21 protein-coding genes are annotated in these 24,260 nt (G+C 67.1%); 7 read left to right on the plus strand and 14 right to left on the minus strand.

Annotated elements, in window-relative coordinates; genetic code table 11:
• Window positions 1-58: 58 nt before the first annotated feature.
• From ACFTR6_RS02435 to ACFTR6_RS02455, 5 genes are all read right to left on the minus strand, one after another.
• Window positions 59-559 carry a DUF3817 domain-containing protein gene (locus tag ACFTR6_RS02435; RefSeq protein ID WP_076801379.1) on the minus strand — a complete coding sequence of 167 codons (501 nt, stop codon included), beginning with the start codon at window positions 557-559 and terminating at the stop codon, window positions 59-61.
• On the minus strand, window positions 556-1,389 hold the full coding sequence (locus ACFTR6_RS02440) for an SURF1 family protein (protein WP_377956743.1): 834 nt from the start codon (window positions 1,387-1,389) through the stop codon (window positions 556-558). The genes ACFTR6_RS02435 and ACFTR6_RS02440 overlap by 4 nt, the downstream gene beginning before the upstream one ends.
• Window positions 1,390-1,530: 141 nt before the next feature.
• Entirely contained in the window at window positions 1,531-2,019 is a 489-nt protein-coding gene (locus ACFTR6_RS02445; RefSeq protein WP_076801374.1) for a PTS sugar transporter subunit IIA, read from the minus strand.
• A 49-nt stretch (window positions 2,020-2,068) separates the two neighbouring features.
• Complete coding sequence (locus ACFTR6_RS02450) at window positions 2,069-3,820, minus strand: glycerol-3-phosphate dehydrogenase/oxidase (protein ID WP_076801371.1); 1,752 nt, start codon at window positions 3,818-3,820, stop codon at window positions 2,069-2,071.
• 110 nt (window positions 3,821-3,930) lie between these two features.
• On the minus strand, window positions 3,931-5,067 hold the full coding sequence (locus ACFTR6_RS02455) for a GuaB3 family IMP dehydrogenase-related protein (RefSeq protein WP_377956744.1): 1,137 nt from the start codon (window positions 5,065-5,067) through the stop codon (window positions 3,931-3,933).
• A 31-nt stretch (window positions 5,068-5,098) separates the two neighbouring features.
• Between ACFTR6_RS02455 and ACFTR6_RS02460 the strand changes: the two genes are divergently transcribed.
• From ACFTR6_RS02460 to ACFTR6_RS02475, 4 genes are all read left to right on the plus strand, one after another.
• Complete coding sequence (locus tag ACFTR6_RS02460; protein WP_377956745.1) at window positions 5,099-5,743, plus strand: hypothetical protein; 645 nt, start codon at window positions 5,099-5,101, stop codon at window positions 5,741-5,743.
• 69 nt (window positions 5,744-5,812) lie between these two features.
• On the plus strand, window positions 5,813-6,694 hold the full coding sequence (locus ACFTR6_RS02465) for a hypothetical protein (RefSeq protein ID WP_377956746.1): 882 nt from the start codon (window positions 5,813-5,815) through the stop codon (window positions 6,692-6,694).
• Window positions 6,695-6,775: 81 nt separating this feature from the next.
• Window positions 6,776-7,432, plus strand: a complete 657-nt coding sequence (locus ACFTR6_RS02470; RefSeq protein ID WP_377956747.1) for a hypothetical protein — start codon at window positions 6,776-6,778, stop codon at window positions 7,430-7,432.
• 5 nt (window positions 7,433-7,437) lie between these two features.
• Complete coding sequence (locus tag ACFTR6_RS02475; protein ID WP_377956748.1) at window positions 7,438-7,941, plus strand: hypothetical protein; 504 nt, start codon at window positions 7,438-7,440, stop codon at window positions 7,939-7,941.
• A gap of 31 nt (window positions 7,942-7,972) precedes the next feature.
• Here the strand turns inward: ACFTR6_RS02475 and ACFTR6_RS02480 are convergent, their stop codons facing one another.
• From ACFTR6_RS02480 to ACFTR6_RS02490, 3 genes are all read right to left on the minus strand, one after another.
• Window positions 7,973-9,832, minus strand: a complete 1,860-nt coding sequence (locus tag ACFTR6_RS02480; protein WP_076801358.1) for an ABC transporter ATP-binding protein — start codon at window positions 9,830-9,832, stop codon at window positions 7,973-7,975.
• Window positions 9,833-9,907: 75 nt separating this feature from the next.
• Complete coding sequence (gene guaB / locus ACFTR6_RS02485) at window positions 9,908-11,419, minus strand: IMP dehydrogenase (protein ID WP_377956749.1); 1,512 nt, start codon at window positions 11,417-11,419, stop codon at window positions 9,908-9,910.
• A gap of 238 nt (window positions 11,420-11,657) precedes the next feature.
• On the minus strand, window positions 11,658-13,727 hold the full coding sequence (locus ACFTR6_RS02490; RefSeq protein ID WP_087874408.1) for an acyltransferase family protein: 2,070 nt from the start codon (window positions 13,725-13,727) through the stop codon (window positions 11,658-11,660).
• Window positions 13,728-13,933: 206 nt separating this feature from the next.
• Here ACFTR6_RS02490 and ACFTR6_RS02495 point away from each other — a divergent pair, with 206 nt between their 5' ends.
• Window positions 13,934-14,902, plus strand: coding sequence for a DUF389 domain-containing protein (locus ACFTR6_RS02495; protein WP_377956750.1), 969 nt, complete (start codon window positions 13,934-13,936; stop codon window positions 14,900-14,902).
• 167 nt (window positions 14,903-15,069) lie between these two features.
• Here ACFTR6_RS02495 and groL read toward each other — a convergent pair whose 3' ends face one another.
• The 3 genes from groL to ACFTR6_RS02510 form a co-directional block, all read right to left on the minus strand.
• On the minus strand, window positions 15,070-16,680 hold the full coding sequence (gene groL / locus ACFTR6_RS02500) for a chaperonin GroEL (RefSeq protein WP_377956751.1): 1,611 nt from the start codon (window positions 16,678-16,680) through the stop codon (window positions 15,070-15,072).
• 84 nt (window positions 16,681-16,764) lie between these two features.
• Window positions 16,765-17,058: a co-chaperone GroES gene (gene groES, locus ACFTR6_RS02505; protein ID WP_003805290.1), complete on the minus strand. Its 294-nt coding sequence runs from the start codon at window positions 17,056-17,058 to the stop codon at window positions 16,765-16,767.
• Between the two features lie 240 nt (window positions 17,059-17,298).
• Window positions 17,299-17,715, minus strand: a complete 417-nt coding sequence (locus tag ACFTR6_RS02510; RefSeq protein WP_377956752.1) for a hypothetical protein — start codon at window positions 17,713-17,715, stop codon at window positions 17,299-17,301.
• 54 nt (window positions 17,716-17,769) lie between these two features.
• Here ACFTR6_RS02510 and ACFTR6_RS02515 point away from each other — a divergent pair, with 54 nt between their 5' ends.
• Window positions 17,770-19,017, plus strand: a complete 1,248-nt coding sequence (locus ACFTR6_RS02515) for an SAM-dependent methyltransferase (RefSeq protein WP_377956753.1) — start codon at window positions 17,770-17,772, stop codon at window positions 19,015-19,017.
• A 48-nt stretch (window positions 19,018-19,065) separates the two neighbouring features.
• Here the strand turns inward: ACFTR6_RS02515 and ACFTR6_RS02520 are convergent, their stop codons facing one another.
• Entirely contained in the window at window positions 19,066-19,893 is an 828-nt protein-coding gene (locus ACFTR6_RS02520) for a shikimate 5-dehydrogenase (RefSeq protein ID WP_377956754.1), read from the minus strand.
• Window positions 19,894-19,955: 62 nt separating this feature from the next.
• Complete coding sequence (locus ACFTR6_RS02525; protein WP_377956756.1) at window positions 19,956-21,449, minus strand: glycoside hydrolase family 3 N-terminal domain-containing protein; 1,494 nt, start codon at window positions 21,447-21,449, stop codon at window positions 19,956-19,958.
• 401 nt (window positions 21,450-21,850) lie between these two features.
• Between ACFTR6_RS02525 and ACFTR6_RS02530 the strand changes: the two genes are divergently transcribed.
• Entirely contained in the window at window positions 21,851-23,002 is a 1,152-nt protein-coding gene (locus ACFTR6_RS02530) for a glutamate--cysteine ligase (RefSeq protein WP_076801343.1), read from the plus strand.
• Window positions 23,003-23,038: 36 nt separating this feature from the next.
• On the opposite strand, the gene tsaD is transcribed toward ACFTR6_RS02530, so the two are convergent.
• A complete protein-coding gene (gene tsaD / locus ACFTR6_RS02535) occupies window positions 23,039-24,181 on the minus strand; it encodes a tRNA (adenosine(37)-N6)-threonylcarbamoyltransferase complex transferase subunit TsaD (RefSeq protein WP_377956758.1) in 1,143 nt (380 codons plus the stop codon).
• Between the last annotated feature and the right edge of the window lie 79 nt (window positions 24,182-24,260).

The following is a 24,260-nucleotide window of genomic DNA, read 5'->3' on the forward strand; positions in this document are numbered from 1 at the left end:
TTGGCGCGCTTGCCCCCACGCACCTTGAGCGGGCCCGCTGTGACGCACGGAACGCCGATCAGTAGCGGCTGGCAGCCTGCGGGTTGGCGGCGAGTTCGGCCTCGACCTCGGCATGGAACTTCTTCTCCACGATGAAGGACAGGAACGGGATGACGCCGCCGAGTGCCAGCAGGATCATCTTGAGGAACGGCCAGCGCATGAGCGTCCAAAGGCGGAAGTTGGACATCAGGTACACGACGTACATCCAGCCGTGGACGATCAGCACGGTGACGGACACGTTGAACCCGCCGAGGACGCCCTTCGGTTCGGCCTGGGCGAAGCCGAAGCCGAACGGCTGGCCGGTCAGGGCGTCCGTTCCGCCCGCGAAGAGGTACTGGCCGAAGCCGTAGCGGGCAACGAGCTCCGCACACAGCAGCAGCAGCATGGCACCGGTGAGGTAGGCCATGACCTTGTAGAACTTCAGGGCGGAGCGGATCTGCGCCTCCGTGCCGCCGAAGCGTCGCTTCTTCGCCGCCCCGGCGGGGTTCGAGGGCTGGATGGCCGGCTTGGGTTCGATCATGGCTGTACCTTTTGTTGGATCTCGTGGGGTTGGGTGTGCTCTGGTCCGTCGTCATCCTCGGCGTCCTCGAGGCTTCTGCGGTGGTCATCCTTGACCAGCCGCCACCAGATGAACAGGGCGAAGCCGGCGAACACGATCCACTCCACGGAGTAGAACAGGTTCAGCCAGTTGACCTTCTCGGCCGGGGGCTGGGCGGGAATATTGAGCGGCTCCAGGCCGCTGCCAGCGGCAGCACCGACGTCGTCCGTTCCTGCTTTTTCCGCCGTGGCGGAAACGAAGGCGGGGTAGCTGCTGACGTTCCAGGCGTTGATGAGTTCAGCGACGGAGACGGCGGTCGCCCGGCCCGGTTCGGGGGCGGTGTTGGGCACCGGCGCCTCGGACGGCAGCAGCCGTCCGGTCAGCTGGATGGTGCCCGACGGCGGGGCGGCGGCCTTCGCCGGTTCAGCGATCCAGCCGCGGGCCACCGGGATGTAGGTTTTCGGTGAGGCTGCCACGCCCTTGAGCACGGGGGCATCCGCCACCGCGAAGGCGGTGACCACCCAGTATCCGGTCTTGCCGTCCTTGAGGCGGCCGGGCACGAGGACCTGCTTCGCGGCATCGTAGCTGCCGGATGCGGACACCATCTGGTCGGCCACGGAAGCCCGGAAGAAGTCACCGGGCTGCAGCGTTTCGGTCAGCGGTTTGACCTGTTCCGTGGCGGAGTTGACCGGCACCTCGGGCTGCGTGGAACGGCCGAACTGCCACTGGCTCAGGAGCACAAAGACACCCGAAACGGCGATCGCAAAGACCAGGCCTGCGATCCACCGGGGCTGGAGGGCTGTTTTCCACACCCCTTAACGTTACTTCGTCCTCCTGTAGAACAACGAACCGCGGGTAGCGCGAACGTACACTTGTGGCCCCTCGCAGAGGGGCCGCAAGTGTCCGTTCGCGCTGTGCAGGGCGCCCAAGAGCGGGGCAGCCGGGTTCAACGATCAGTGGTCGAAGAAGACCAGGCTGGAGTTGATGAGCTCGGCGATAACCTCGGCGTCGTAGGCCCGGCGCAGCGATTCCCGGAACGATTCCTTGGACAGGGACCGCGCCAGGGTGGCCAGCACCTCAAGGTGGTCGGAGAAGGAACTCGCCGGCGTGGCGATGAGCAGGACCACCGTGGCCGGACCGTCAGCGGCGCCAAAGTCCAGGGCCTTGCCGTACTTGGTGATCCCGACGGCGATCGAGGTCTCGGAGACGAACTCACTGCGGGCGTGCGGCAGGCCCACTCCCCCGGGCAGGCCGGTGGCCAGCTGGTGCTCCCGGGCGTTGACGTGCCCCAGGAAACCCTCGAGGTCTGAGACGCGGCCGGCGTCGAACAGCTTGCGGGCCAGCTGGCTGGCCGCGTCCACCTTGTCCTCGGCGTCCATTTCGAGGATCACCAGGTCAGGTGTGGTGAGTTCCGCGTCGTAACGGTCCAGTGGTTCCGCCAAGTGGTGTCCCTTCAGTGGGGCCGGGCCTGTCCGGCGGCGGGTTGCGGTCTCAACGCAGCGGGACGATATCCTCCGCGCCCAGCCGGGCAGCGTCCGCCGACTCGTCATCGGGCTGCTGCTGGCTCAGCCGTTCGGCTTCCACCCGCGCCAGGTAATGCTTGATTTCGCTTTCCCGCTGCGCATCGCTCCAGCCAAGAATTTCTCCCATAAGCTTAGCGACTACCGGCACGGCAGACACACCGCGGTCCCAGGCCTCGATGGAGATCCGGGTCCGCCGGGTCAGGACGTCGTGCACGTGCCGGGCGCCCTCATGGGTCGCCGCGTAGACCGCCTCGGCCTGCAGGTAGTCGTCGGCCCCGGGCAGCGGTTCGGCCAGTTCGGGCCGTTCCTGGATGAGCGCCAGCACCTCTGACGCCATGGAGCCGTAACGGTTCAGCAGGTGCTCCACCCGTGCCACGTGCACACCGAATTCCTCGGCTGTCCGGTTGCGGCGGTTCCAGGCGGCCCGGAAACCGCTGGCTCCCAGCAGCGGGATCGTCTCGGTGCAGCTCTGCGGCACGCGCTCGTCCATGCTGCGGGCCGCCTCGTCCACCGCGTCCTTGGCCATGACGCGGTAGGTGGTCCATTTGCCGCCGGCCACCACCACCAGGCCGGGCACGGGATGGGCAACGACATGCTCGCGGGAGAGCTTGGCGGTGGAGTCGCTTTCCCCGGCCAGCAGCGGCCGCAGGCCGGCATAGACGCCCTCCACGTCTTCCCGCGTGAGGGGGCGTTTCAGGACCGTGTTGACGTGCTCCAGCAGGTAATCGATGTCCTTACTGGAGGCTGCGGGGTGGGCCTTGTCCAGATGCCAGTCGGTATCCGTCGTGCCGATGATCCAGTGCCGCCCCCACGGGATGACGAACAGCACGGACTTCTCGGTCCGCAGGATCAGGCCCACAGTCGACTGGAAGCGGTCCCGCGGCACCACCAGGTGGATACCCTTGGACGCGCGCACCTTCAGCTGGCCGCGCTCGGTGACCATGGCCTGCGTTTCGTCGGTCCAGACGCCGGTGGCGTTGATGACCTGCTTCGCCCGGATGTTGAAGCTGGAACCGTCCTCGCGGTTGACCACCTTGGCGCCCACCACACGCTCCCCTTCGCGGAGGAAGTCGACGACGGCGGTCTGGTTGACTGCGTGGGCACCGTAGTAGGCGGCAGTGCGCACCAGGTTGGCTACGTACTTGGCGTCGTCCACCTGGCCGTCGTAGTAGCGGATCGAGCCGACGAAGGCATCGTCCTTCAGGCTTGGGGCGGCGCGCAGGGTGCCGCGCCGCGACAGGTGCTTGTGGAACGGCACGCCGCGCTTGTGCCCGCCGGAGATGGACATGGCGTCGTACAGCGCGATGCCGGCGCCGATGTAGGGGCGCTCGACGAAGTGCTTGGTGAGCGGGTACAGGAATGGCACCGGCCGGGCCAGGTGCGGCGCCAGCTCGGAAAGCAGCAGCCCCCGTTCCTGCAGCGCCTCCTTCACGAGTGCGAAGTCGAGCATTTCCAGGTAACGGAGGCCGCCGTGGATGAGCTTGGAGGACCGCGACGACGTCCCGGCGGCCCAGTCGCTGGCTTCCACGATGCCGACGTTCAGGCCGCGGGTCACAGCGTCGAGGGCGACCCCGGTGCCGACGATGCCGCCGCCGACGATGAGGATGTCCAGTTCCTTGCCGGGCTCCGCCGATGCCTTCAATGCGGCCAGCGCGGCCTCCCGCGCCTCGGGCCCCAGGGCACCCCTGGCAGCCGCCGGACGTTCACCGAAACCGTTCATGACAGGCCTCCATCCTCATCGAACGTTGTAGTTCACCAGAGTACTTCGAACGTCTGCCGATGGGCAGGGCGCGAACTGTGTTGCCGGGGGCTGTGTTGCCGGCGGCCGGATCAGTTTCCGGCGTAGGGCGAAACCACGACGTCGACGCGCTGGAACTCCTTGAGGTCCGAGTAGCCGGTGGTGGCCATGGAGCGGCGGAGCGCGCCGATCAGGTTGGAGGTCCCGTTGGTGTGGTGGCCCGGCCCGAAGAGCACTTCTTCCAGGGGACCGACAGTCCCGATGTTGACCCTGTCGCCGCGGGGCAGTTCCAGGTGGTGCGCTTCCTGGCCCCAGTGCCAGCCCTTTCCGGGGGCTTCTTCCGCACGGGCGAGGGCGGTGCCGAGCATGACGGCGTCGGCCCCCATGGCGATGGCCTTGACGATGTCGCCCGAGGAGCCCATGCCGCCGTCGGCGATCACGTGGACGTAGCGTCCGCCGGACTCGTCCATGTAGTCGCGGCGGGCGGCGGTCACGTCGGAGATGGCCGAGGCCATGGGCGAGTGGATGCCCAGGGCGCGGCGCGTGGTGGTGGTGGCTCCGCCGCCGAAGCCGACGAGGACGCCGGCCGCGCCGGTGCGCATGAGGTGCAGGGCGGGGGTGTAGCCGGCGGCACCGCCCACGATGACGGGGACGTCGAGTTCGTAGATGAACTGCTTGAGGTTCAGCGGTTCGTGGTCCTTGGAGACGTGCTCGGCGGAAACCGTGGTTCCGCGGATCACAAAGATGTCGACGCCGGCGGCCACCACAGTCTTGTAGTGCTCCTGGGTGCGCTGCGGGGTGAGGGCTCCGGCCACGGTGATGCCTGCCGCGCGGATTTCGGCCAGCCGCGAGGTGATCAGTTCGGGCTGGATGGGTGCCTGGTAGAGCTGCTGCATCCGGCGGGTGACGGCCGGGCTGTTGGTCTCGTCAGCGAGCGCGCCGATCTCGTCCAGGACCGGCTGCGGGTCCTCATAGCGGGTCCAGAGGCCTTCGAGGTCCAGGACGCCCAGGCCGCCGAGCTTGCCGAGCGCAATCGCGGTCGCCGGGGACATCGCGGAGTCCATGGGGGCGGCGATGACCGGCATGTCGAACTTGTAGGCATCGATCTGCCACGAGACGGAGACGTCCTTGGGGTCACGGGTGCGACGGTTGGGGACGATCGCAATGTCGTCCAGGGAGTAGGCACGACGCCCACGCTTGCCACGGCCAATCTCAATCTCGTAAGTCACTGCTCTAGGTTATCCCAGCTAGAGTGGCTGGATGGGCAGCCGGTGGATCTTCGACGGCCACATAGCGGGGATCGGAACCGGTTCCGGCCTGCGCGCGGTGACGGGGATTTGGCAGGAGTCGCCCTTCGGTCCGTTTGCCGACGTCATGGTCCAGCTGCCCTCGGGGCGGCGGTTGCTGCTGGCACCGAGGGAGGACGTGGCTGAGTTCATTGCCGCCACCTACCGCTTCGAGGAGGTCCGCGTCGTGGACGTCGCTGCCATCCTGACTGGGCAGGCATTGACGATCGAAGCCGGGCCCTTGCTGATTCGGGCAGGCATCGGCGGCCGGGCCTTGCTGGGCGCACTGCTGCGGACGGTGCCCCGGCCGATTGCCGTACACACGAGCTGGCTGGCCGCAGTCAGCCCGCTCGTGACTGCGGCCGGCACCGGAACCCGGACCTTCGGCACGGCGGGCAACGGCAGGCTGGAGTATTACGGGGTGAGCGACCTGCACAACGTGAGCTCCGCCGTCGTCAGCTGGGAAGGCAGGGACGCTGGACCGCTGTCCCCCATAAGCCCTCCGGTGACCTTCGGGTTCAGCAGCGTTCCGGTGCGGCCCAGCCTCGCCCGCGTCCGGACCACCGTGGTGGAAATCCGCGCGGCTGGGGACAACTCCCCATCGAAGCCGGCTGGATGATGCGGTAGCTTGGAGCACTGTCCGGACGGCCGCCGCCGACGGCGAGCACCAAACTTATTGGGGGAATCAATGGCATCTGGAATTTACGGTGCTGACATCGACCAGCTTCGCGCCCTGTCCAAATCAATAGGCCAGTCCAAGCAGCGTCTTGAGAACGTGGAGTCCACCGTGAATTCCCTTCTGCAGTCAGCAGCCTGGAAGGGCGCCGACGGGGACAAATTCCGGAATGCCTGGACCTCGTCCCTGCGCCCGATGCTGAGCAAGGCGACGGAGTCCCTGGAGCATCAATCCAAGTCGCTGCTGACGCAAGCGGCCGAACAGGAAAAGGCAAGCAGTGCCGGCGGTGTGAATACGTCCCTCACGAGGGGAATATCAGTCCAGGCGTCCACGGGCAAAAGCAGGAATTGGGGCGGCGCATTTACCGACCCGAACTATGACCATGCGCCCTCAGGAGTGGAATGGATGGTGGAAAAGTTCGGAGCCGAGGACGGAAATGCCGCTTCCGACATCGCCAGTGCCATTCAGTTCGTGGCGGACAAGTTCAGCTGGACCACTGACCTTGGCCAAATCGAAAAGGGAGTCAGCAAGTTTTTTGACTTCATGAGGCCCGTCGGCAAGGTGTTGGGCGTGCTGGGAGCCGCTGTCGGGGCCTTGGATATAGGCTCCGGACTCGAGGGCAAGGATCCATTCAGAATGGCCGACGGCTTCATCGGCGCCGGCCTCTCCGTAGCGGCCATTGCGGCCACTGGAACCATCCTCGGAGCACCGGCCGGCATAGTGCTGGGCGGGGTCGCGCTCGGCTGGGGACTGCTGGGCATGATGTCCGGCGATGTTCCGGTCACCAAGAGAATCTGGGATTTTGGAGCAGGATTAGTAGGCGGCGTTAGGGATATGTTGGGGACCGCCAAGGACGCCAAGGGGCGGTCGGGCGGTAAGTTCGAATTCGGCTAGGGCACACCCTGCACACCCTGCACACCCTGCACACCCTGCACACCCTGCACACCCTGACCGGAAACTACCCCACATTAGGACATGATGACCGACTCCGCCACGCCCTCAGCGGCGTACCGCATGACCAGTCACGAGATTCTGGCGCTGCTGGCTTTCGAGCCTGGTGCAGGAACAGCCCTGACCCGCAGGGTGCTTGGACTTGCCGAGCTCGCAGACGATCACGACTTGGTGCGGGCAGGCATCGGCACTCTGAACATCCGGGATACCGTGGAAGTCCAAGGCGAAGAAGTGGCCCTGCTCGCCGAGGCGAAAATTCTGGCCCGCATCTTTGCAACGTCTTCCACATGGTTTGACATCACCCGGATCGGGTCAGCCGCCTTTTCTCCCAGCTACTTGGTGGACTCCCCTGCGGGCCGCGCAGCAATCTTCCTCCGACCGCTAAGCGAGTATTTGTGCCTTCCGCTTCGGGACGATGTGGACCTCCTGGATTTCGTGCAGACGACGGTGGACGGCGCAGTGGCGGCTATTAGCGAGGAGGGCGGAGGAATAGTCAGCTCCCGGCGGTACAGCGCAGAGACGGCTGCGCCTGTGGTTGCCAATATCAAGGTATCCGAAGCCGGATCCCTGCAACTCGCATCTGCCCCGTTGGATGAAAACGGACAACTCCGTGTCCGCGACCTGGACGGCGGGGAGCAACCCGGCCACGTAATCCGTACCCTCTTGGCAGCCGCGCCATGATAGGGATGGCCGAGCCCCGCAACCTTGATGCGAAGAATCTTGCACTGGGGTACGCGCATCGCCGCGCCCGCGTCTTCTGGTTCTGGTGGATGGGAGTGGTCTTCGCCATCCCGGGCGTTGCCCAGGGGGCCGCTTTGGCCGCAACAGGGCAAAATCCAGAGAACGGCCTAGTGCTCGCGAGTTTGGGGCTGGGGATTTCGGGGATTGGCTGGCTGTTGGCAATCGGACCAAGGTTTACACGCACTCCACCGCAACCTGCCGACGACGTCGCCCGCGCCGAACAGTATGTCCGCATTGTTCCCGGTGTCGCCATAGCCTCGGTGCTCGCCATGTTTGTGATCGTAACGGCCTTGATGTTCGCTACACCGCGAGGAACATCCCCGGAGGTACTGCCCATCCTGGCGTTCCTGGCTGCATTTCCGCTTCCGGTTGCGGCGGGCATGCTCTATTCAAGGCATTTGCACCGTGACCGCGACCGCCTGTATGCAGCGTGGCTGGGACGTCGTTAGATAAAGCAGGGCGGTGAGTACTGGTGAACATTCAGATCCCGCCGGCCTCCTCAACGCTGAGCTGTGACTCGAACATCCGGAAGTAGCGGCCGCGCAGGGCCACCAGTTCCCGGTGCGTGCCCTGTTCCACGATCCGGCCCTCCTCCAGCATGTACACGATGTCCGCCTTTTCGATCGTGGCAAGCCGGTGGCTGATGGCGATGATGGTGCTGCTCCGCTCGGCGAACAGCCGGGTGAAGATCCGGTGCTCGGCCAGCGCGTCGATGGCCGAGGTGGGCTCGTCCATGACCATGAAGGAAGCGTTGCGGTAGAAGTTCCGGGCCATGGCGAGCCGCTGCCACTGCCCGCCGCTGAGTCCGCTCCCCTTGCGGCCCCGAGGATCCTCCATCCAGTTGCTGACGTGGTTGTCCAGGCCGTTGGGCAGTTTGTTGATGAAGTCCAGGGCCTCAGCATCGGCAGCGGCGTTCCGGATCCGTCCGTCGTCGCGCGGCGAATCGACATCGCCGAAGAGTATGTTTTCGGCTGCTGTCGCGAACTCGTACTTAAGGAACTCCTGGCTCAGGACCGCCAGGTGGCGGTGCCAGGAGGTGACGTCGACGGCGGCGAGGTCGACGCCGTCGAGCATCACCTGGCCGGAATCCGGCCGGTAGAGTCCGGCCAGGATGCGGATCAGGGTGGACTTGCCGGCGCCATTTTCCCCCACGATGGCGATATGCTGGCCGGCGTGGATGGTCATGGAGATGCCCTTGATGACCTCGAGATCGCTGCCCGTGTACGTGAAGCGGATATCTCTTAGCTCAACGGTCTTTGGCGCCTCCAGCAGCGGCGGTGCGTGGCTCGAATGGACAGGCAGCGCCATGAACAGCTCGTAGTCCTTGAGGTTGGCCAGGTCCTCGTCGATGGAGCTGAGCGAGGACACCAGGCCGTTCGCCGTGGACAGCGCTCTGCTGACGATCTGCTGGACGTAGAGGAACTGCCCCACCGGCTGGGCGCGGGCGATGATCTGGCCGACCACCCAGATGAGCGAGACCACCTCCGCGGCGTACTGCACGGCGTCGGCGGCGAGCTGCTTGGGGATGTACCGCTTCTGGAAATCCAGCCTGCGCTTCTCGTCGGCGTCCCGGAGCCGGGAGCGGAAGTCCATGAGGTACCGGACGATCCCGTACAGGCGCATCTCGGCGATGTGCTGCGGGCGGAGCAGGTTGGTCTCGATCATCCGCCGCTGCCGCCGTGAATCCACCTGGGTGTTCCAGTGTGCAATCTGCTCACGGGACAGCTTGAACTGCAGGTAGACGCTGGGGACGATCGCGACCAGCACGATCACGGCAATCCACCAGCTCACCAGCAGCAGCGCGCCGACGGCCAGGACCACCGACACCAACTGCGTGAAGATGGCCGCGATCCGGTCCAGGACCCTGGCGTAGGAGTCGGAGAACCGTTTGGCGCGGTCGTAGAGGTCTACGGTTTCCTTGTCGTCATACCGCCAGAAATCCAGCGCAAGGAACCGCTCATACATCAGGTCGCCCACGATGGCCCCGACCCGGAAACTCATGACCTGCTGGATGTAGCGGTCCACGCTGCTGAACGCGCCCCAGAACAGGCCCAGCGCAGCGGTGATGATGACGTACACGACGGCCTGCTGCCCGGCGCCGGCGTCCCCGTTGTAGGCGGCCGCCAGCGCAGTGGTGGTCAGGCCGGCAAAGTACGTGGTGACCAGCGGCAGCACCGCGGAGATCAGTGATCCGGCCACCTTCATGAGCACGGCACCCGGCGACGCGCGGAAACTGACGCGCAGCACCTGTGCCACGGCACGGGCATAAGGCTTCAGTGCCAGCCGCCGCTGGGGTTCCCTTTTAGGGTTCAGTTCGGCGGGGTGGCGTGGTTGGGACATGGCTCCAGCCTAGCCCCGCGGGAAACGCAGAGAGGGCTCGCCGGGACGTCGGCAAGCCCTCTCAGCGGCCAGTGGCTAGCGGGAACCGTAGTTCGGCGCCTCGACCGTCATCTGGATGTCGTGCGGGTGCGACTCCTTCAGCCCGGCCGGGGTGATCCGGACGAACTTGCCGCGCGCCTTCAGATCAGCAATGGTCGGAGCGCCGGTGTAGAACATCGTCTGGCGGAGCCCGCCCACCAGTTGGTACGCCACCGAGGCCAGCGGGCCGCGGTACGCCACGCGGCCTTCGATGCCCTCGGGGATGAGCTTGTCATCGCCGGAGACGTCGGCCTGGAAGTAGCGGTCCTTGGAGTAGGACGTGTTCTTGCCGCGGGACTGCATGGCGCCGAGGGAGCCCATGCCGCGGTAGCTCTTGAACTGCTTGCCGTTCACGAAGATGAGCTCGCCCGGGGATTCGTCACAGCCGGCCAGCAGGGAACCGAGCATCACGGTGTCGGCGCCGGCAACCAGCGCCTTGCCGATGTCGCCGGAGTACTGCAGGCCGCCGTCGGCGATCAGCGGAACGCCTGCCGGAATGGCGGCCTTGGCCGATTCGTAGATGGCGGTGATCTGCGGAACGCCCACACCGGCCACCACGCGGGTGGTGCAGATGGAGCCCGGACCCACGCCCACCTTGATGCCGTCGGCGCCGGCGTCGATCAGGGCCTGGGCACCTTCGCGGGTGGCAGCCTGGCCGCCGATGATGTCCACGTGCGCCGCCACCGGATCGGACTTGAGGCGGCGGATCATGTCCAGCACGCCCTGTGAGTGGCCGTTGGCGGTGTCAACGAAGAGGGCGTCGACGCCGGCGTCGATCAGTTTCATGGCGCGTTCCCAGCCGTCACCGAAGAAGCCGATGGCGGCACCGACGCGGAGCCGGCCCTCATCGTCTTTGGTGGCCAGCGGGTACTGCTCAGCCTTGGTGAAGTCCTTGGTGGTGATGAGGCCCTTCAGGCGGCCCTGTTCGTCCACGAGCGGGAGCTTCTCGATCTTGTTCGTGGCCAGCTTGTGCGAGGCTTCCTCGCGGCTGATGCCCACATGGCCGGTGACGAGCGGCATCTTGGTCATGACGTCGCTGACCAGCCGGATCGGGAAGTCGGATTCCGGCACGAAGCGCGTATCGCGGTTGGTGACGATGCCGAGGAGCCGGTTGCCGTCGTCGACCACGGGCAGGCCGGAGACGCGGTAACGGGCGCACAGCTCGTCGAGTTCCTGCAGCGTGGCCTCGGGGCCGATGGTGAGCGGGTTGGTGATCATGCCCGACTCGCTGCGCTTGACGCGGTCTACCTGGTCGGCCTGGTCGTCGATCGCGAGGTTGCGGTGGACGACGCCGAGGCCGCCCTGGCGTGCCATGGCGATGGCCATGCGGGATTCGGTGACGGTGTCCATGGCCGCGGACAACAGCGGCGTCTGGACGGTGATGCGCTTGGAGATCCGGGACGACGTGTCGGCCTCGGAGGGGATCACGTCGGTATGGCCGGGAAGCAGCAGGACGTCGTCGTACGTCAGGCCGATGAAGCCGAAGGGGTCGTGCTCGGGCTGGGTCATGAGTGCGCCTCTTACCTTGGTTTACAGGTTCACGGGTAGGGGTTGCAGCCGATGACCAGCCCGTCATTACGGGACTGGCCTGTGCAGGGTTGGCCCTGTGCTGGTTAAAGCGGGGCCAGGAGGTGGTTCTGGAGGAATTGAATTAATACTAGAACCTTGGCGGCGATCCCCATATTCCATCCCGGCTTTGTGAGCAAGGGCACCCCCAACCGCTGGGCGCGGGCCCGCCAAACACCCCCTACTTCCACCCCGTGGCAGCCAGCAGCCGCTTCTCGAACATCGGAATCATCGACTGGACGTAGGTCTTGGTGAGGTGGTTGTCGTCCTTATAGACGTAGACGTTGCCCACCACGGCCGGGCAGATGCCGCCGGCGCAGATGAAGTCGCTCATGTCCATCAGGTAGAGTCCCTTCACCTTGCCCCGGTACGCGTCCAGCGGCGACTTCGCGGCAAGCGATTCGCCCAGAGGCGGGTTGCACTCCGGCGCGTCGGTGCCGTACTTCTGGACGCATTCGGGCATGTTGATGGTGAACCTGGGGTTGTCCCGGACACCCACCACGTCGATCCCGGCGTCGGTGAACGGTTTGATGCCCTCCAGGTAGGCGGGAACCTCGGTTTCAAACGGGGCTTCCTTGTGCGTGAGGGATGCCACGGTGAACACCGCATCCGGCTTGTGCTCCATCACGTACGCGGCGCTGGCCTTGTTGAAGGCGTTGCAATCTGCGTCGCGCTCCGGCGATTCGGCACCGAACCGGCAGTTGCCCTTCAGGAGGGTGACGACCTCCCAGCCGTGGTCCCTGGCGATCGGCCCGAGCGCGGCCATGTACTGCTGGGCGTGGGAATCGCCGAGCACCACGATCCGCTTGGTGACCTTGGCCGGTTTGCTGTTCTGGAGGCAGCCGTTGAGCAGCGGGTCGCTGGGGACGTTGTCGCCGGTGCACAGCCCGTCGATGTCCGCCCACTCGTTCTTCATGGCGGCCGGGGCGGGAATGACGGTGGCCTCCGGCGTCGGCTTGCCGGCGTTCTCAGGTGCCAGCGCGGCGGCACCGGGGGTCAGTTCGCGCGGCTGCGCCGCCGCTGCCGCCTCGTCGGCGGTCAGTTTGGTCTGCCACAGCGCCACCGGCCCTGCCAGCAGGGCACCGCAGGCAACAATGACGACGGCGGTGCGCCAGGCGCGCAGCTGCGGCCAGTGCCATTCGCGCAGGGGCTTTTCGACGAACCGGGTGGTGAGCACGGCCAGCACCACGGAGCAGGCCACGATGACCAGGCCCTGGAACAGGTTGGGCGCCGAGATGCCGCTGCCGGCCAGCGCCAGCACCAGGACCGGCCAGTGCCAGAGGTACAGGGCGTAGGAGTTGTCACCCAGGGCCACCAGCGGCTTCGAGGAGAGGATCCGGTCCACGCCGAACCGGCTGCCGCTTTGGCCGGCAACGATGATGGCAGCCGCGGCCAGCGTGGGCCACAGCGCGACGAAGCCCGGGAAAGACCGGTCCACGGTGAGCAGCAGGCCGCAGGAAATCATGGCGGCGAGCCCGGCCCAGCCCAGCACCACACGCAGCACCTTGCCCGGCTTCACGTAGGGCAGCACCAGGGCCAGCAGTGATCCCAGCGCGAATTCCCACAGCCGGGTCCGGGTGTCGAAGTAGGCGTAGGCCTGGTTGGTGGCCGTCTGGTCGATCGAGAACACCAGCGACGCGATGAAGATGCCGCCGAAGGCAACCATCAGGACAGTCCGGTAGCTGACGGCACGGCGGCGCTGCAGGAGACGCCACACCAGGGCGGAGCCGGCGAAGACGAGGGGCCAGAGGATGAAGACCTGACCTTGGATGGACAGCGACCAGAAGTGCTGGAGCGGGCTGGCGCCGGAGTGGTCCTGCGCGTAGTAGTCCACGGCCGTGTTGGCCAGCAGCCAGTTTTGGCCGTAGAGCAGGGATGCCCAGGCCTCGTTGAGAACGTCCGGCCAGCGGCTCTGCGGCAAGACCAGCCAGGTGCCGGCCAGCACGCCCAGGATCACGACGACGGCGGCCGGGATTAGCCGCTTGAAGAGGTGCAGCCAGTGGTTCACGAGGCGCAGTGGCGTGCCCTTCTCCACCTTGCGGACGAAGGACAGGGTCAGCAGGAACGCCGAGATCAGCAGGAAGATGTCCACGCCGCCGGAAACCCGGCCAAGCCACACGTGGTAGGTGACCACCATGAGCACCGCCAGGGCACGCAGGCCCTGCACCTCGGGCCGGTAGCCCGGCTTTGCCTTCAGCCGGGCAGCGCGCGGCTCATGGTTTTCTTTTCCTGCCGGCTCCTCGCGCGGCATGCTTTTCAGCGGGTCCGTCGTTCTCGCTTCTGGCACAGATAACCCCTCAAACGGCAGCACAAAGTACCCATGTTACCGATTCGTGATATTCGAGACGAATCAAACGCGCCTAGTGTGATTGGCGTCTCAGCCTGGCCGGGTCCGGCATTTTTAGGCGTTGTAGAGTCGGCCTCACAGGAGTTTCGGCGTGGCGATGGGAGTGTCCGGTGATCGTGCAGATGCGGATTTGCGTCCCGGCAGAACTGACGGGCCTCGTAGCCGAACAGTGCGAACAGCAGCCCGGCACCGCGGAGGTGGCGGTGCATGCGGGGGCCTCGGTCCATCCCAGGGGAGACGTCGTGGTGGCGTACATCGCACGGGAATCGGTGGAGGAACTGCTGGAAAAGCTCCATGTCCTGAAGATCGAAAGTCTCGGGTCCATTGCCGTGTCCGCCCCGGAGTTCGTCCTCTCAGACCGGGCTGACAGGGCCGAGGAGACCGCCCCGGGGGAAGGTGCCGACACGGTCATTTGGGAGGAGGTATCGCGGCAGACCGGCGAGGAGTCGCGGCTCAGCTGGACCTTCCTGTCGTTCCTCGTGCTGGCCACCCTGCTGGCCGCCATCGGCATCGTTACCGATTCGACCATCGCCATCGTCGGCGCCATGGCCGTGGGGCCCGAGTTCGGGCCGCTTGCTGCCCTGGCTGTCGCCGTGGTGCGCGGCAACTGGAGGCTCGGCGGGCGCGCGTCGCTGGCCCTCGGCCTGGGCTTCCCGACGGCGATGCTCACCACCGCGCTGATCACCTGGCTTGCACTGCCCGCCAACCTGTTCCCCCGGGACGTGCTGGACCGCGCCTCCGCTGCGGAGTTCATCTACCACCCCGGACCGTTTTCCCTGGTCGTGGCCGTCCTCGCCGGCGGCGCCGGGATGCTGTCGGTCATCAGCGGGCGCTCGGCCGCCCTGATCGGGGTCTTTATTTCGGTGACCACCGTCCCCGCGGCCGGTTTCGTCGCCGTGGCACTGGTCCTGGGCGAATTCAACAAGGCGGCCGGTTCTGCCCTGCAGCTGCTCGTGAACCTCGGCGGCATCGTGGCAGCCGCCGTCGCGGTCCTGTACTTCCACCGGCTGGTCACCAGGCGGCTTTCCGACGGCGCGGCGCTCCGGCTTCGGCGGCAGGCCCTCCGCGCCCGGCGCTAGGATCAGCGCGCTGCGCTGGACGTGCTGCGCTCGACGCGCTGCGCTGGACGCGCTGCGATAAACCGGGCTAACGGGCTCAGGCAAGCAGGTCCCTGCAACACCAAGGGACCCGGCCCAGCGTCAGCTGGACCGGGCCCCTTTCGGAAACCGCGGGTGCGGGCAGCAGCTTAGTGGCTGTGGCCTGCGTGCTCGTCTTCCTCGGCCGGCTTGTCGGCCACAAGGGTCTCGGTGGTGAGCACCAGCGCAGCGATGGAGGCTGCGTTGCGCAGTGCTGCGCGGGTGACCTTGACGGGGTCGATGACGCCCGCTGCGATCAGGTCCTCGTACTCGCCGGACTTGGCGTTGAAGCCGTGGTTGTTGTCCTGCTCGGCAACCCGTGCGGTCACAACGTAGCCGTCGTGGCCGGCGTTCTGGGCGATCCAGCGCAGCGGCTGGACCAGCGCACGGCGGACGATGCCGACGGCGGCAGCCGCGTCACCTTCGAGCGCCGTGACGGCCGGGTCCTCGTCGAGTGCCTTCAGCGCGTGGATCAGGGCGGAACCGCCACCGGCCACGATGCCTTCTTCAAGGGCGGCGCGGGTAGAGGACACTGCATCTTCGATGCGGTGCTTCTTTTCCTTCAGCTCAACCTCGGTGGCTGCGCCGACCTTGATCACGCCGATGCCGCCGGCCAGCTTGGCCAGGCGTTCCTGCAGCTTTTCCCGGTCCCAGTCGGAATCGGTGCGGGCCAGCTCGGCGCGCAGCTGCGCAACGCGTGCGGACACGTCTTCAGCCGAACCTGCGCCGTCAACGATCGTGGTGTTGTCCTTCGTCACCGTGATGCGGCGGGCGGTACCCAGCACCTCGAGGCCAACGGTATCCAGGCTCAGGCCGAGTTCCGGGGAGACAACCTGCGCACCGGTGAGGGTGGCGATGTCCTGCAGCATGGCCTTGCGGCGGTCGCCGAAGCCCGGGGCCTTGACCGCCACGACGTTCAGGGTGCCGCGGATGCGGTTGACGATCAGCGTGGACAGGGCCTCGCCGTCGACGTCCTCGGCAATGATGAACAGGGGCTTGGACGCCTGCAGGGCCTTTTCCAGCAGCGGCAGGAATTCCTGCAGCGAGGAGATCTTGCCCTGGTTGATCAGGATAAGGGCGTCCTCGAGGACGGCTTCCTGGCGGTCCGCGTCGGTGATGAAGTACGGGGACAGGTAGCCCTTGTCGAACTGCATGCCTTCGGTGAGGGCCAGCTCGGTCTGCGTGGTGGAGGATTCCTCGATGGTGATCACACCATCCTTGCCAACCTTGCCGAATGCCTCGGCGAGCAGCTCGCCAACCTCTTCGCTCTGGGCGGAGATGGCGGCAACGTTGGCCACCTGCGTGCCTTCGACGGGACGGGCGTTCTCCAGCAGGCGCGCAGCGATGGCCTCCACGGAGACCTCGATGCCGCGCTTGATCTGGCCCGGAGCGGCGCCGGCGGCTACGTTGCGCAGGCCTTCCTTGACCAGTGCCTGGGCGAGCACGGTGGCGGTGGTGGTGCCGTCACCGGCGACGTCGTTCGTCTTGGTGGCGACTTCCTTGGCCAGCTGGGCGCCAAGGTTCTCGTACGGGTCGTCCAGCTCGACTTCCCGGGCGATGGTCACGCCGTCGTTGGTGATGGTGGGGGCGCCCCACTTCTTGTCCAGCACGACGTTGCGGCCGCGGGGACCAAGCGTCACCTTAACCGTGTTGGCGAGCTTGTCGATGCCGGCTTCAAGCGACCGGCGGGCAGCGTCGTTAAACGCAAGCTGCTTTGCCATGGTTTGTCCTTTCAAGACAGAACCCCGTGCAGCCGCCCGGTCAGAAAAAATCAGACGCGGGCAGCGGCACGGGGACCCAAAGAGTTACTTAACGACGATCGCCAGAACGTCGCGGGCGGAAAGCACGAGGTACTCGGTGCCGCCGGTCTTGACTTCGGTTCCGCCGTACTTGGAGTAGATGACGACGTCGCCAACGGCTACGTCCACCGGCACGCGGTTGCCGTCTTCGAAGCGGCCGGGGCCCACTGCTACAACTTCGCCTTCCTGCGGCTTCTCCTGTGCGGAGTCCGGGATAACCAGGCCGGAAGCGGTGGTCTGCTCGGCTTCGAGCGGGCGGACAACAATGCGATCCTCAAGAGGCTTAATAGAGACCGACACTCGGACCTCTCCTTTTCGTCAAAATTCATGGACAGTAAAAACTGTTGCGCCGTGGCGGCAGACCGTCGTCGCGGTGCCGGCAGCAGCCAGGCTGGCAGCTCTTCGTGTATTAGCACCCGCCTAGGGAGAGTGCTAATGATGACTCTATGTAAGGGGTTAGCACTCGGTCAAGGCGAGTGCCAGAAATTCACCTCACGTAACCCACGCTGCCCCGGCCCGTAACCGTTCCGGCTGCGGCAGTCAGCGGCCGGCGAGGTCGTCGAACCCCAGGTCCTCGCCGCCGTCGGCGTCTCCTGTCTTCCGCTGCTCGCGGACCAGGACGGCGGCGGACGCCGCGGCGGTCAGGACCGACACAATCAGCACCACGATGCCGCCTATACGCGCGCCCAGATACAGATCGCGGATCTGCCGGGCTTCCTCGGTGGCGTCGCTGATGTCCTTGCCGCCCACTGAATAGACGGTGGCGTTGAAGGAGTCCAGCAGGAAAATGATCACCAGCAGGACAAGGCAGACGACGGCGACCACAGCGCCGGCGATCAGCGCCGGGCGCGCATACCGGACCAGGCGGCCATGCTGCTCCGGCACCGGATCAGGGTTGTTGCGTTCGGGCTGACCTGAACCGGACTGACCTGGGGCGGGCGTTTCGCTGGATTCCATTCAGACCACCCTATCGGGAACAGCCGGGGCGGCCGCTCCACTAGGCTTGATCCCATGTCTGAAGCACCGCAGGACCAGATCGCCCCGCTCCTCACAGAAGAAGGATGGGAGCTGCTGGCCTCGCTCGGACCCTACCGGGAAGACGATTCCTTCACCCTCACAGCAAACCTCCGCAAGGCCGGCCACTCCCCCGAACTCGTGTCCGCCGTCCTGACCCAGTCACGGCTCCGGACCAAGGCCGAGGCCAAGTTCGGCGAATTCGCCCGGCAGATGCTCTTCACCCAGGCCGGCCTGGAGCAGGCCACCCGGCTCAACGTCGCGGCCCGGCATGCGCAGCGCTTTGCCCAGGCCGGCGTCCGGCACGTCGCCGACCTCGGCTGCGGCCTCGGCTCCGATGCCATGGCCCTGGCGTCGCTGGACATCGCCGTGACCGCCGTGGAGGTCGACGAGACCACCGCCGCCTGCGCCACCATCAACCTGATCCCCTTTCCGCACGCCAGGGTGGTCCATTCGGACGCGACGTCGGTGGAGCTGGAGGACGGGGCCGGCGTCTGGCTGGACCCGGCCCGCCGCACCACCACCACGTCCGGCACCAAGCGGATCTGGGATCCCGAGGCCTTCTCTCCGCCGCTGTCCTTCGTGGAGTCGCTCGCCGCTGCAGGGCGCGCCGTCGGCGTCAAGATGGGCCCCGGCATGCCACATGAATCGGTGCCTGCCGGCTGCGAGGCGCAGTGGGTCTCCGTGGGCGGGGACGTCACGGAAGTCACGCTGTGGTTCAACGCCGTGGCCCGTCCCGGCGTCCGCCGCGCCGCCCTGGTCATCGGGCCGGACGGCGCCGCGGAAATGACCAGCGGCGAGGGGTTCGACGCCGGACCCGTAGCCCCCGTCGGCCCGGTGGAGGGCTACCTGTACGAGCCGGACGGCGCGGTCATCCGGGCCGGTCTCGTGGCCGACCTCGCCCTGGAACTGGGCGGGCATCTCGTGGACGAGCACATTGCCTACATCTGCGGCCCGGAGCTGGTGGACACGCCGTTCGCGCGGGCTTACCGGGTCCTGGAGGTCATGCCGTTCAACGTCAAAGCCCTCAAGGGCTGGGTCCGGGACAACGGCGTCGGCGTGCTGGACATCAAGAAGCGCGGCACCTCCGTCACCCCGGAGGAGCTGCGCAAGCAGCTGCTGCCGGCGGGCAAGGGCGCCGGCAAAGGCGGTAAAGCCGAAGGCAAAACCGCCAAGAAGACAGCCACCCTGGTCCTCACCCGGATCGGGGAGGAAAGAGTGGCTGTCTCCGTGGAGCCCGTGTAAGTACGGGGACCACTACCTCCTGCGCCTGCTAACTACTGCGCCTGCTAACTACTGGGCGCGCACGAACGCCTCGGCGTCCCGGACCTGCTGCTCCGTGGGCCGGATGCCCGTGTACAGCACAAACTGCTCCAGCGCCTGGATGGTGGCCACCTCCGCACCGGTGATGACCTGCTTTCGGGCCGCCCGCCCCGCCTTGATGAGCGGCGTTTCCGGGGGCAGCGCTACGACGTCGAAGACAACCTTGGCGGCCTCGATGGTTTCGGCGGGAAAGGACAGCGCGTCCGCTTCGGGTCCCCCGGCCATTCCCACGGGCGTGACGTTGATGATCATGTCCGCCGTCGCCTCCGCGCCGGTGCCGAGTTCGGCGCGCCAGGCGAAGCCGTAGAGATCGGCGAGCGCCCTGCCGGCGGCTTCGTTGCGGGCGATGATGGTGACGTCCTTGAAGCCCGCGTCACGCAGCGCCGCGGCCGTGGCCTTGGCCATGCCGCCGGCGCCTTTGAGCAGCACCGACGACCCGACGGGCACGGCGTTGCTCTGCAGCAGCTGCTCGATCGCCGTGTAGTCGGTGTTGTATGCGGTCAGCCGCCCGCCGTCGTTGACGATGGTGTTGACGGAGTCGATCGCCTTCGCGGACGGGTCCATGGCGTCCACCAGGGCAATGACGTCCTCCTTGTAGGGCATGGAGACGGCGCAGCCCCGGATCCCCAGGCCGCGGACGCCCGCGATCGCCTGGGCCAGGTCAGTGGGCGCGAAGGCCTTGTAGATCCAGTTCAGGCCCAGCTGGTCGTACAGGTGGTTGTGGAAGCGGGTCCCGTTGTTGCTCGGCCGGGCCGAGAGGGAGATGCACAGGGTCATGTCTTTGTTCAGAATCGGCACCCCTCCATTAAAGCCCGTGCATTAAACGGCGGGCACGCCCGTGTTACCTGCAACCGGTGCCATTACCTGCAGCCGGTGCCCACCGGGTAGGGTCCGACGGCGGCCGGCAGCTTTCCAGGGGCGCCGGCCTTGCCCGCCAGGACGGCAAGCAGTGCTTTGTACGCGCCCGGCGAGCGGCCGAAGAGTGCGATCTTGGTGGGCGCAGCGGATTGTGCCAGCGGCCACGGCGCGTCCAAGGCCACCGCGAGGTCGCTTTTCACCGGCCCGCCCCCGTACCCGATCAGCGTGACCAGCGGCCCCCTCCCCAGCGCGATTCCCGCGTCCTTCGCCGCCGCGGCGAAGCGGGCCCGGTCCACTGGCGTGCCGCCTGCCACCCGGACGCTGCCGGGCACGGACGCGCCCTTGCACCGGCCTGCCACCACCGTGATGGCCCGGGCCGAAATCTGCGCGGACAGGGCCTCGCCACTCCCCGGAGCTGCCGGGGGCCTGGGCTTTGCTGTCCGTCCGCGCCAGACCATCATGGTGACCACCCGGCGGGCGGCCTCCTCGAGGCGCTGCAGCGGGAGCTTTCCCCCGGCGACGGCCCGGACGACGGCGGCATGTGCGGCGGCCGCGTCCGCCGGCATCAGCAGCAGGTCCGCCCCCGCCGCCAGCGCGGCAGGGGCTGCGGACCCGTGCGGATACCGGCCGGTCACCGCGCCCATGTTCAGCCCGTCCGTGACAGCAACGCCTTTGAAGCCCAGGCCGCGAAGTGCCGAGTACGTCGCCTTCGACAGGGATGCGGGCACTCCCGGCTCCAGCGCCCGGACGGCGATGTGCCCGGTCATGATCATGGGAGCCCCTGCCTTGACCGCGGACTGGAACGGCTTCCAGTCCCGCGCCTTCAGCTGCGGGAGGGTGGCGTTCTGGACCGGGAGGGCCTTATGGGAATCGGTGGTCACCGAGCCGTGCCCCGGAAAGTGCTTGACGGCGGGCAGCACGCCGCCGGCCAGCATGCCCTTGGTGAAGCCGGCACTCAGCGATGCCGCGGCGCGGGGGTCGGCGGACATGGACCGCGCTCCGATGGTGGGATCGGCGGGGCCGATCGTGACGTCGGCGGTTGGCGCGAAGTCCACGGTGAAACCCAACGGCGCCAGTTCCGCTGCCAGCCCCCTGCCGGCCTCGGCGGCCAGGGGCACGCTGCCCGCCGCGCCGTAGCTCATGGGGGCGGGCCAGCGCGTGAGCGGAGCGCCGACGCGGCTCACCGCCCCGCCTTCCTGGTCGACGCCGATGAGGCCGGGCCAGGTGCGGCCGCCGGCGCGGGCCGCCTTGTCCAGCCGGCCCGTCACGCCGGCCAGTGCCCGGACGTCCACCAGGCCGGTGGCGGTTCCTGGCACGTTGTCGGCCATGATCATGGAACCGGCCAGGTGGAGGCGTTCCACCTGGGCGGCCTGGGCCTCGTGGTCCAGGCCGGTGTAGAAGGGGAGGATCACCTGCCCGGCCTTCTGTTCCAGGGTCATTTTCGCCACTGACGCTGCGGCGGCATCGGCGTCCCGCTGCTGCGGGCCCCAGCCCAAAGCCGCAGTTTCCCTGGGTGCAGGCGCAGCCGTCGGTGGGGCCGGGCTGCGCGTGCCTGTTTCCGGAGGGGCTGTCTGCGGCGCCTTGGGTGAGCCGGAAGCGGAAGCCGCGGGCGCCGTCGTCGTACTTTGTCCCGGCTGGGGTGCCGGCGGCGCCGTGCAGGATGCGACGGCGAACAGCGCCGCGAGCGCTGACGCAGTCCGGACGCTTGCCGTGCCGGGAAGTTTTCTGGGGGTTTGGGGGCGGCCGGTTTTGTGAACACTCTCACTCGCCCTGTGTAGCCAAGCCATCACTCCGATGCTACCCCTGCACTAGACTTGAGTGACCGTTCCCCTGCCAGCTGTTCGCCAGGAACGGACGGCGGACCATCGGCAATTGCCACCAAAACAGTGAGGGACACATGAAGATTGATTTCGCTTCATCCAGGCAATCAACTCTTGGTGTGGAATGGGAACTCGCGCTGGTGGATGCGCAGACCGGCGAACTTTCGTCCGTGGCCAACGAGGTCCTGCGCGGGGTCGCAGCACGGCATCCCGAACTGAACGAGGATGACGAGCACCCGCACATCAAGCAGGAGCTGCTGCTGAACACCGTGGAGCTGGTGACCGGCATCTGCGAGACCGCTGCGGAGGCGAAGGAAGACCTCGCCCGCTCCCTGGCCGCCCTCCGTGAAGTGACGGACCCCATGGGCGTGGAAGTGTTCTGCGCCGGGAGCCACCCGTTCAGCCCGCCGCAGCTGCAGCCGGTCACGGACAAGGAGCGCTACGCCAAGCTGATCGACCGCACGCAGTGGTGGGGCCGGCAGATGGTGATCTACGGGGTGCATGTCCACGTTGGCCTGGACCGGCGCAGCAAGGTCCTCCCTGTGCTGGACGGCCTGGTCAATTACTTCCCGCATTTCCAGGCCCTCTCCGCGTCAAGCCCGTTCTGGGGCGGCGAAGATACGGGCTACGCATCGCAGCGGGCGCTCATGTTCCAGCAGCTGCCCACGGCGGGACTGCCCTTCCAGTTCCCCAGTTGGGAAGAATACGAGTCCTACGTCCAGGACATGTTCACCACCGGCGTGATCGACACCATCTCCGAGATCCGCTGGGACATCCGCCCCGTGCCCGCCCTGGGCACCATCGAGATGCGCATCTGCGACGGCCTGGCCACGCTCGAGGAAGTAGGCGCCGTCGCAGCCCTCACCCAGTGCCTGGTGCATGAATTCTCCGGCATCCTCGACGCCGGCGGCAGCATTCCCACCATGCCCCCGTGGCACGTCCAGGAGAACAAGTGGCGGGCTGCCCGCTATGGGATGGATGCGATCATCATCCTCGATGCCGAGGGCAATGAGCAGCTCGTCACCGACCACCTGTTGGAGACGCTGAACCGGCTCGAGCCGATCGCCGCCAAACTGCGCTGCTCCGATGAGCTGGCCGACGTCGAAAAGATCATCAGCCGCGGCGCCGGATACCAGCGCCAGCGGCGCGTGGCCGCCGAAAGCGGCGGCAACCTCCAGGCCGTGGTCCTCGACCTCGTCAAGCAGATGCGGAACGGCCCCACGGCGTAAGGCCCCGCCTCCGCGGATGAGGGGGCCCGCATGGTCTTAAGCGCTCGCGCCGGCGCGGGCTGTGTTCGTGGCCGGCGCTGACACCGTGGTCACTGGCATGGACGAGTCCGGCGCGAAGCCGATGCCGCTGGGGTCGATGCCCGCCATGACCAGCTGGGCGCCGAGCGCTGCCACCATGGCGCCGTTGTCCGTGCACAGGGCCAGCGGCGGGACGTGCAGCGTGATGCCGGCGGCCGAGCAGCGCTGTTCGGTCAGCTGCCGCAGCCTTGAATTGGCGGCCACTCCCCCGCCCAGCAGCAGCTCCGTGATGCCACGCTCGCGGCAGGCCAGGACGGCCTTCGAGGTGATGACATCCACCACGGCTTCCTGGAACGCGGCAGCGATGTCCGCCACCGGAACGGGTTCGCCGGCGGCTTCGAACTGCTCCACGCACCGCGCCACCGCGGTCTTCAGGCCGCTGAAGGACCAGTCGTACCGGTGCCGGCCCGGTTCCTCGGCGGTGCCCATGTACTTCGGCTGCGTCAGTCCCCGCGGGAACCGGATGGCCTTGGCGTTTCCTTCCCGCGCCAGCCGGTCGATGGCGGGGCCGCCGGGATAGCCCAGGCCCAGGATCCGGGCCACCTTGTCGTAGGCCTCGCCGGCGGCGTCATCGATCGTGGAGCCGAGCAGTTCGACGTCGTCGGTGATGCTGCGGATGCGCAGGATCTCGGTGTGGCCGCCGGAAACCAGCAGGGCGCCCAGGTTTTCAGGCAGGACCGGGTTTGCCGGATTCCTGCCCGAGTTTGCCGTCCTGTTGCCCGGGTTCAGCAGGCCGACTCCCACGTGGGCCACCAGGTGGTTGATGGCATACAGCGGCTTGCCCGTGGCAACGGCGAGCGCCTTCGCTGCGCACACGCCGACCATCAGCGCGCCGGCCAGTCCCGGACCGGACGTCACCGCGATGGCGTCGATCTCGTCCAGCGTCACGTCCGCCTCGGCCAGGGCTGCCTGGAGTGCAGGAACGAACGCATCCAGGTGGGCACGGGAGGCGATCTCCGGAATCACGCCGCCGAACCGTACATGCTCCTCCATGGACGAGGACACCGTGTTGGTCAGCAGGTCGGTGCCGCGCACGATGCCGACGCCCGTTTCGTCGCACGAGGACTCGATGCCGAGTACCAGCGGCTGTGAGCGGTTCATTTCTGGTCTGCCTCCGTCGGAGCGGTTGCGCCGGCGCTGCCGGCTTCGTCAGTCTGCACGGACTGGGGATCGTGCAGGG

It is taken from the genome of Arthrobacter sp. NPDC057009 (assembly GCF_042673905.1).
GTDB lineage: Bacteria > Actinomycetota > Actinomycetes > Actinomycetales > Micrococcaceae > Arthrobacter.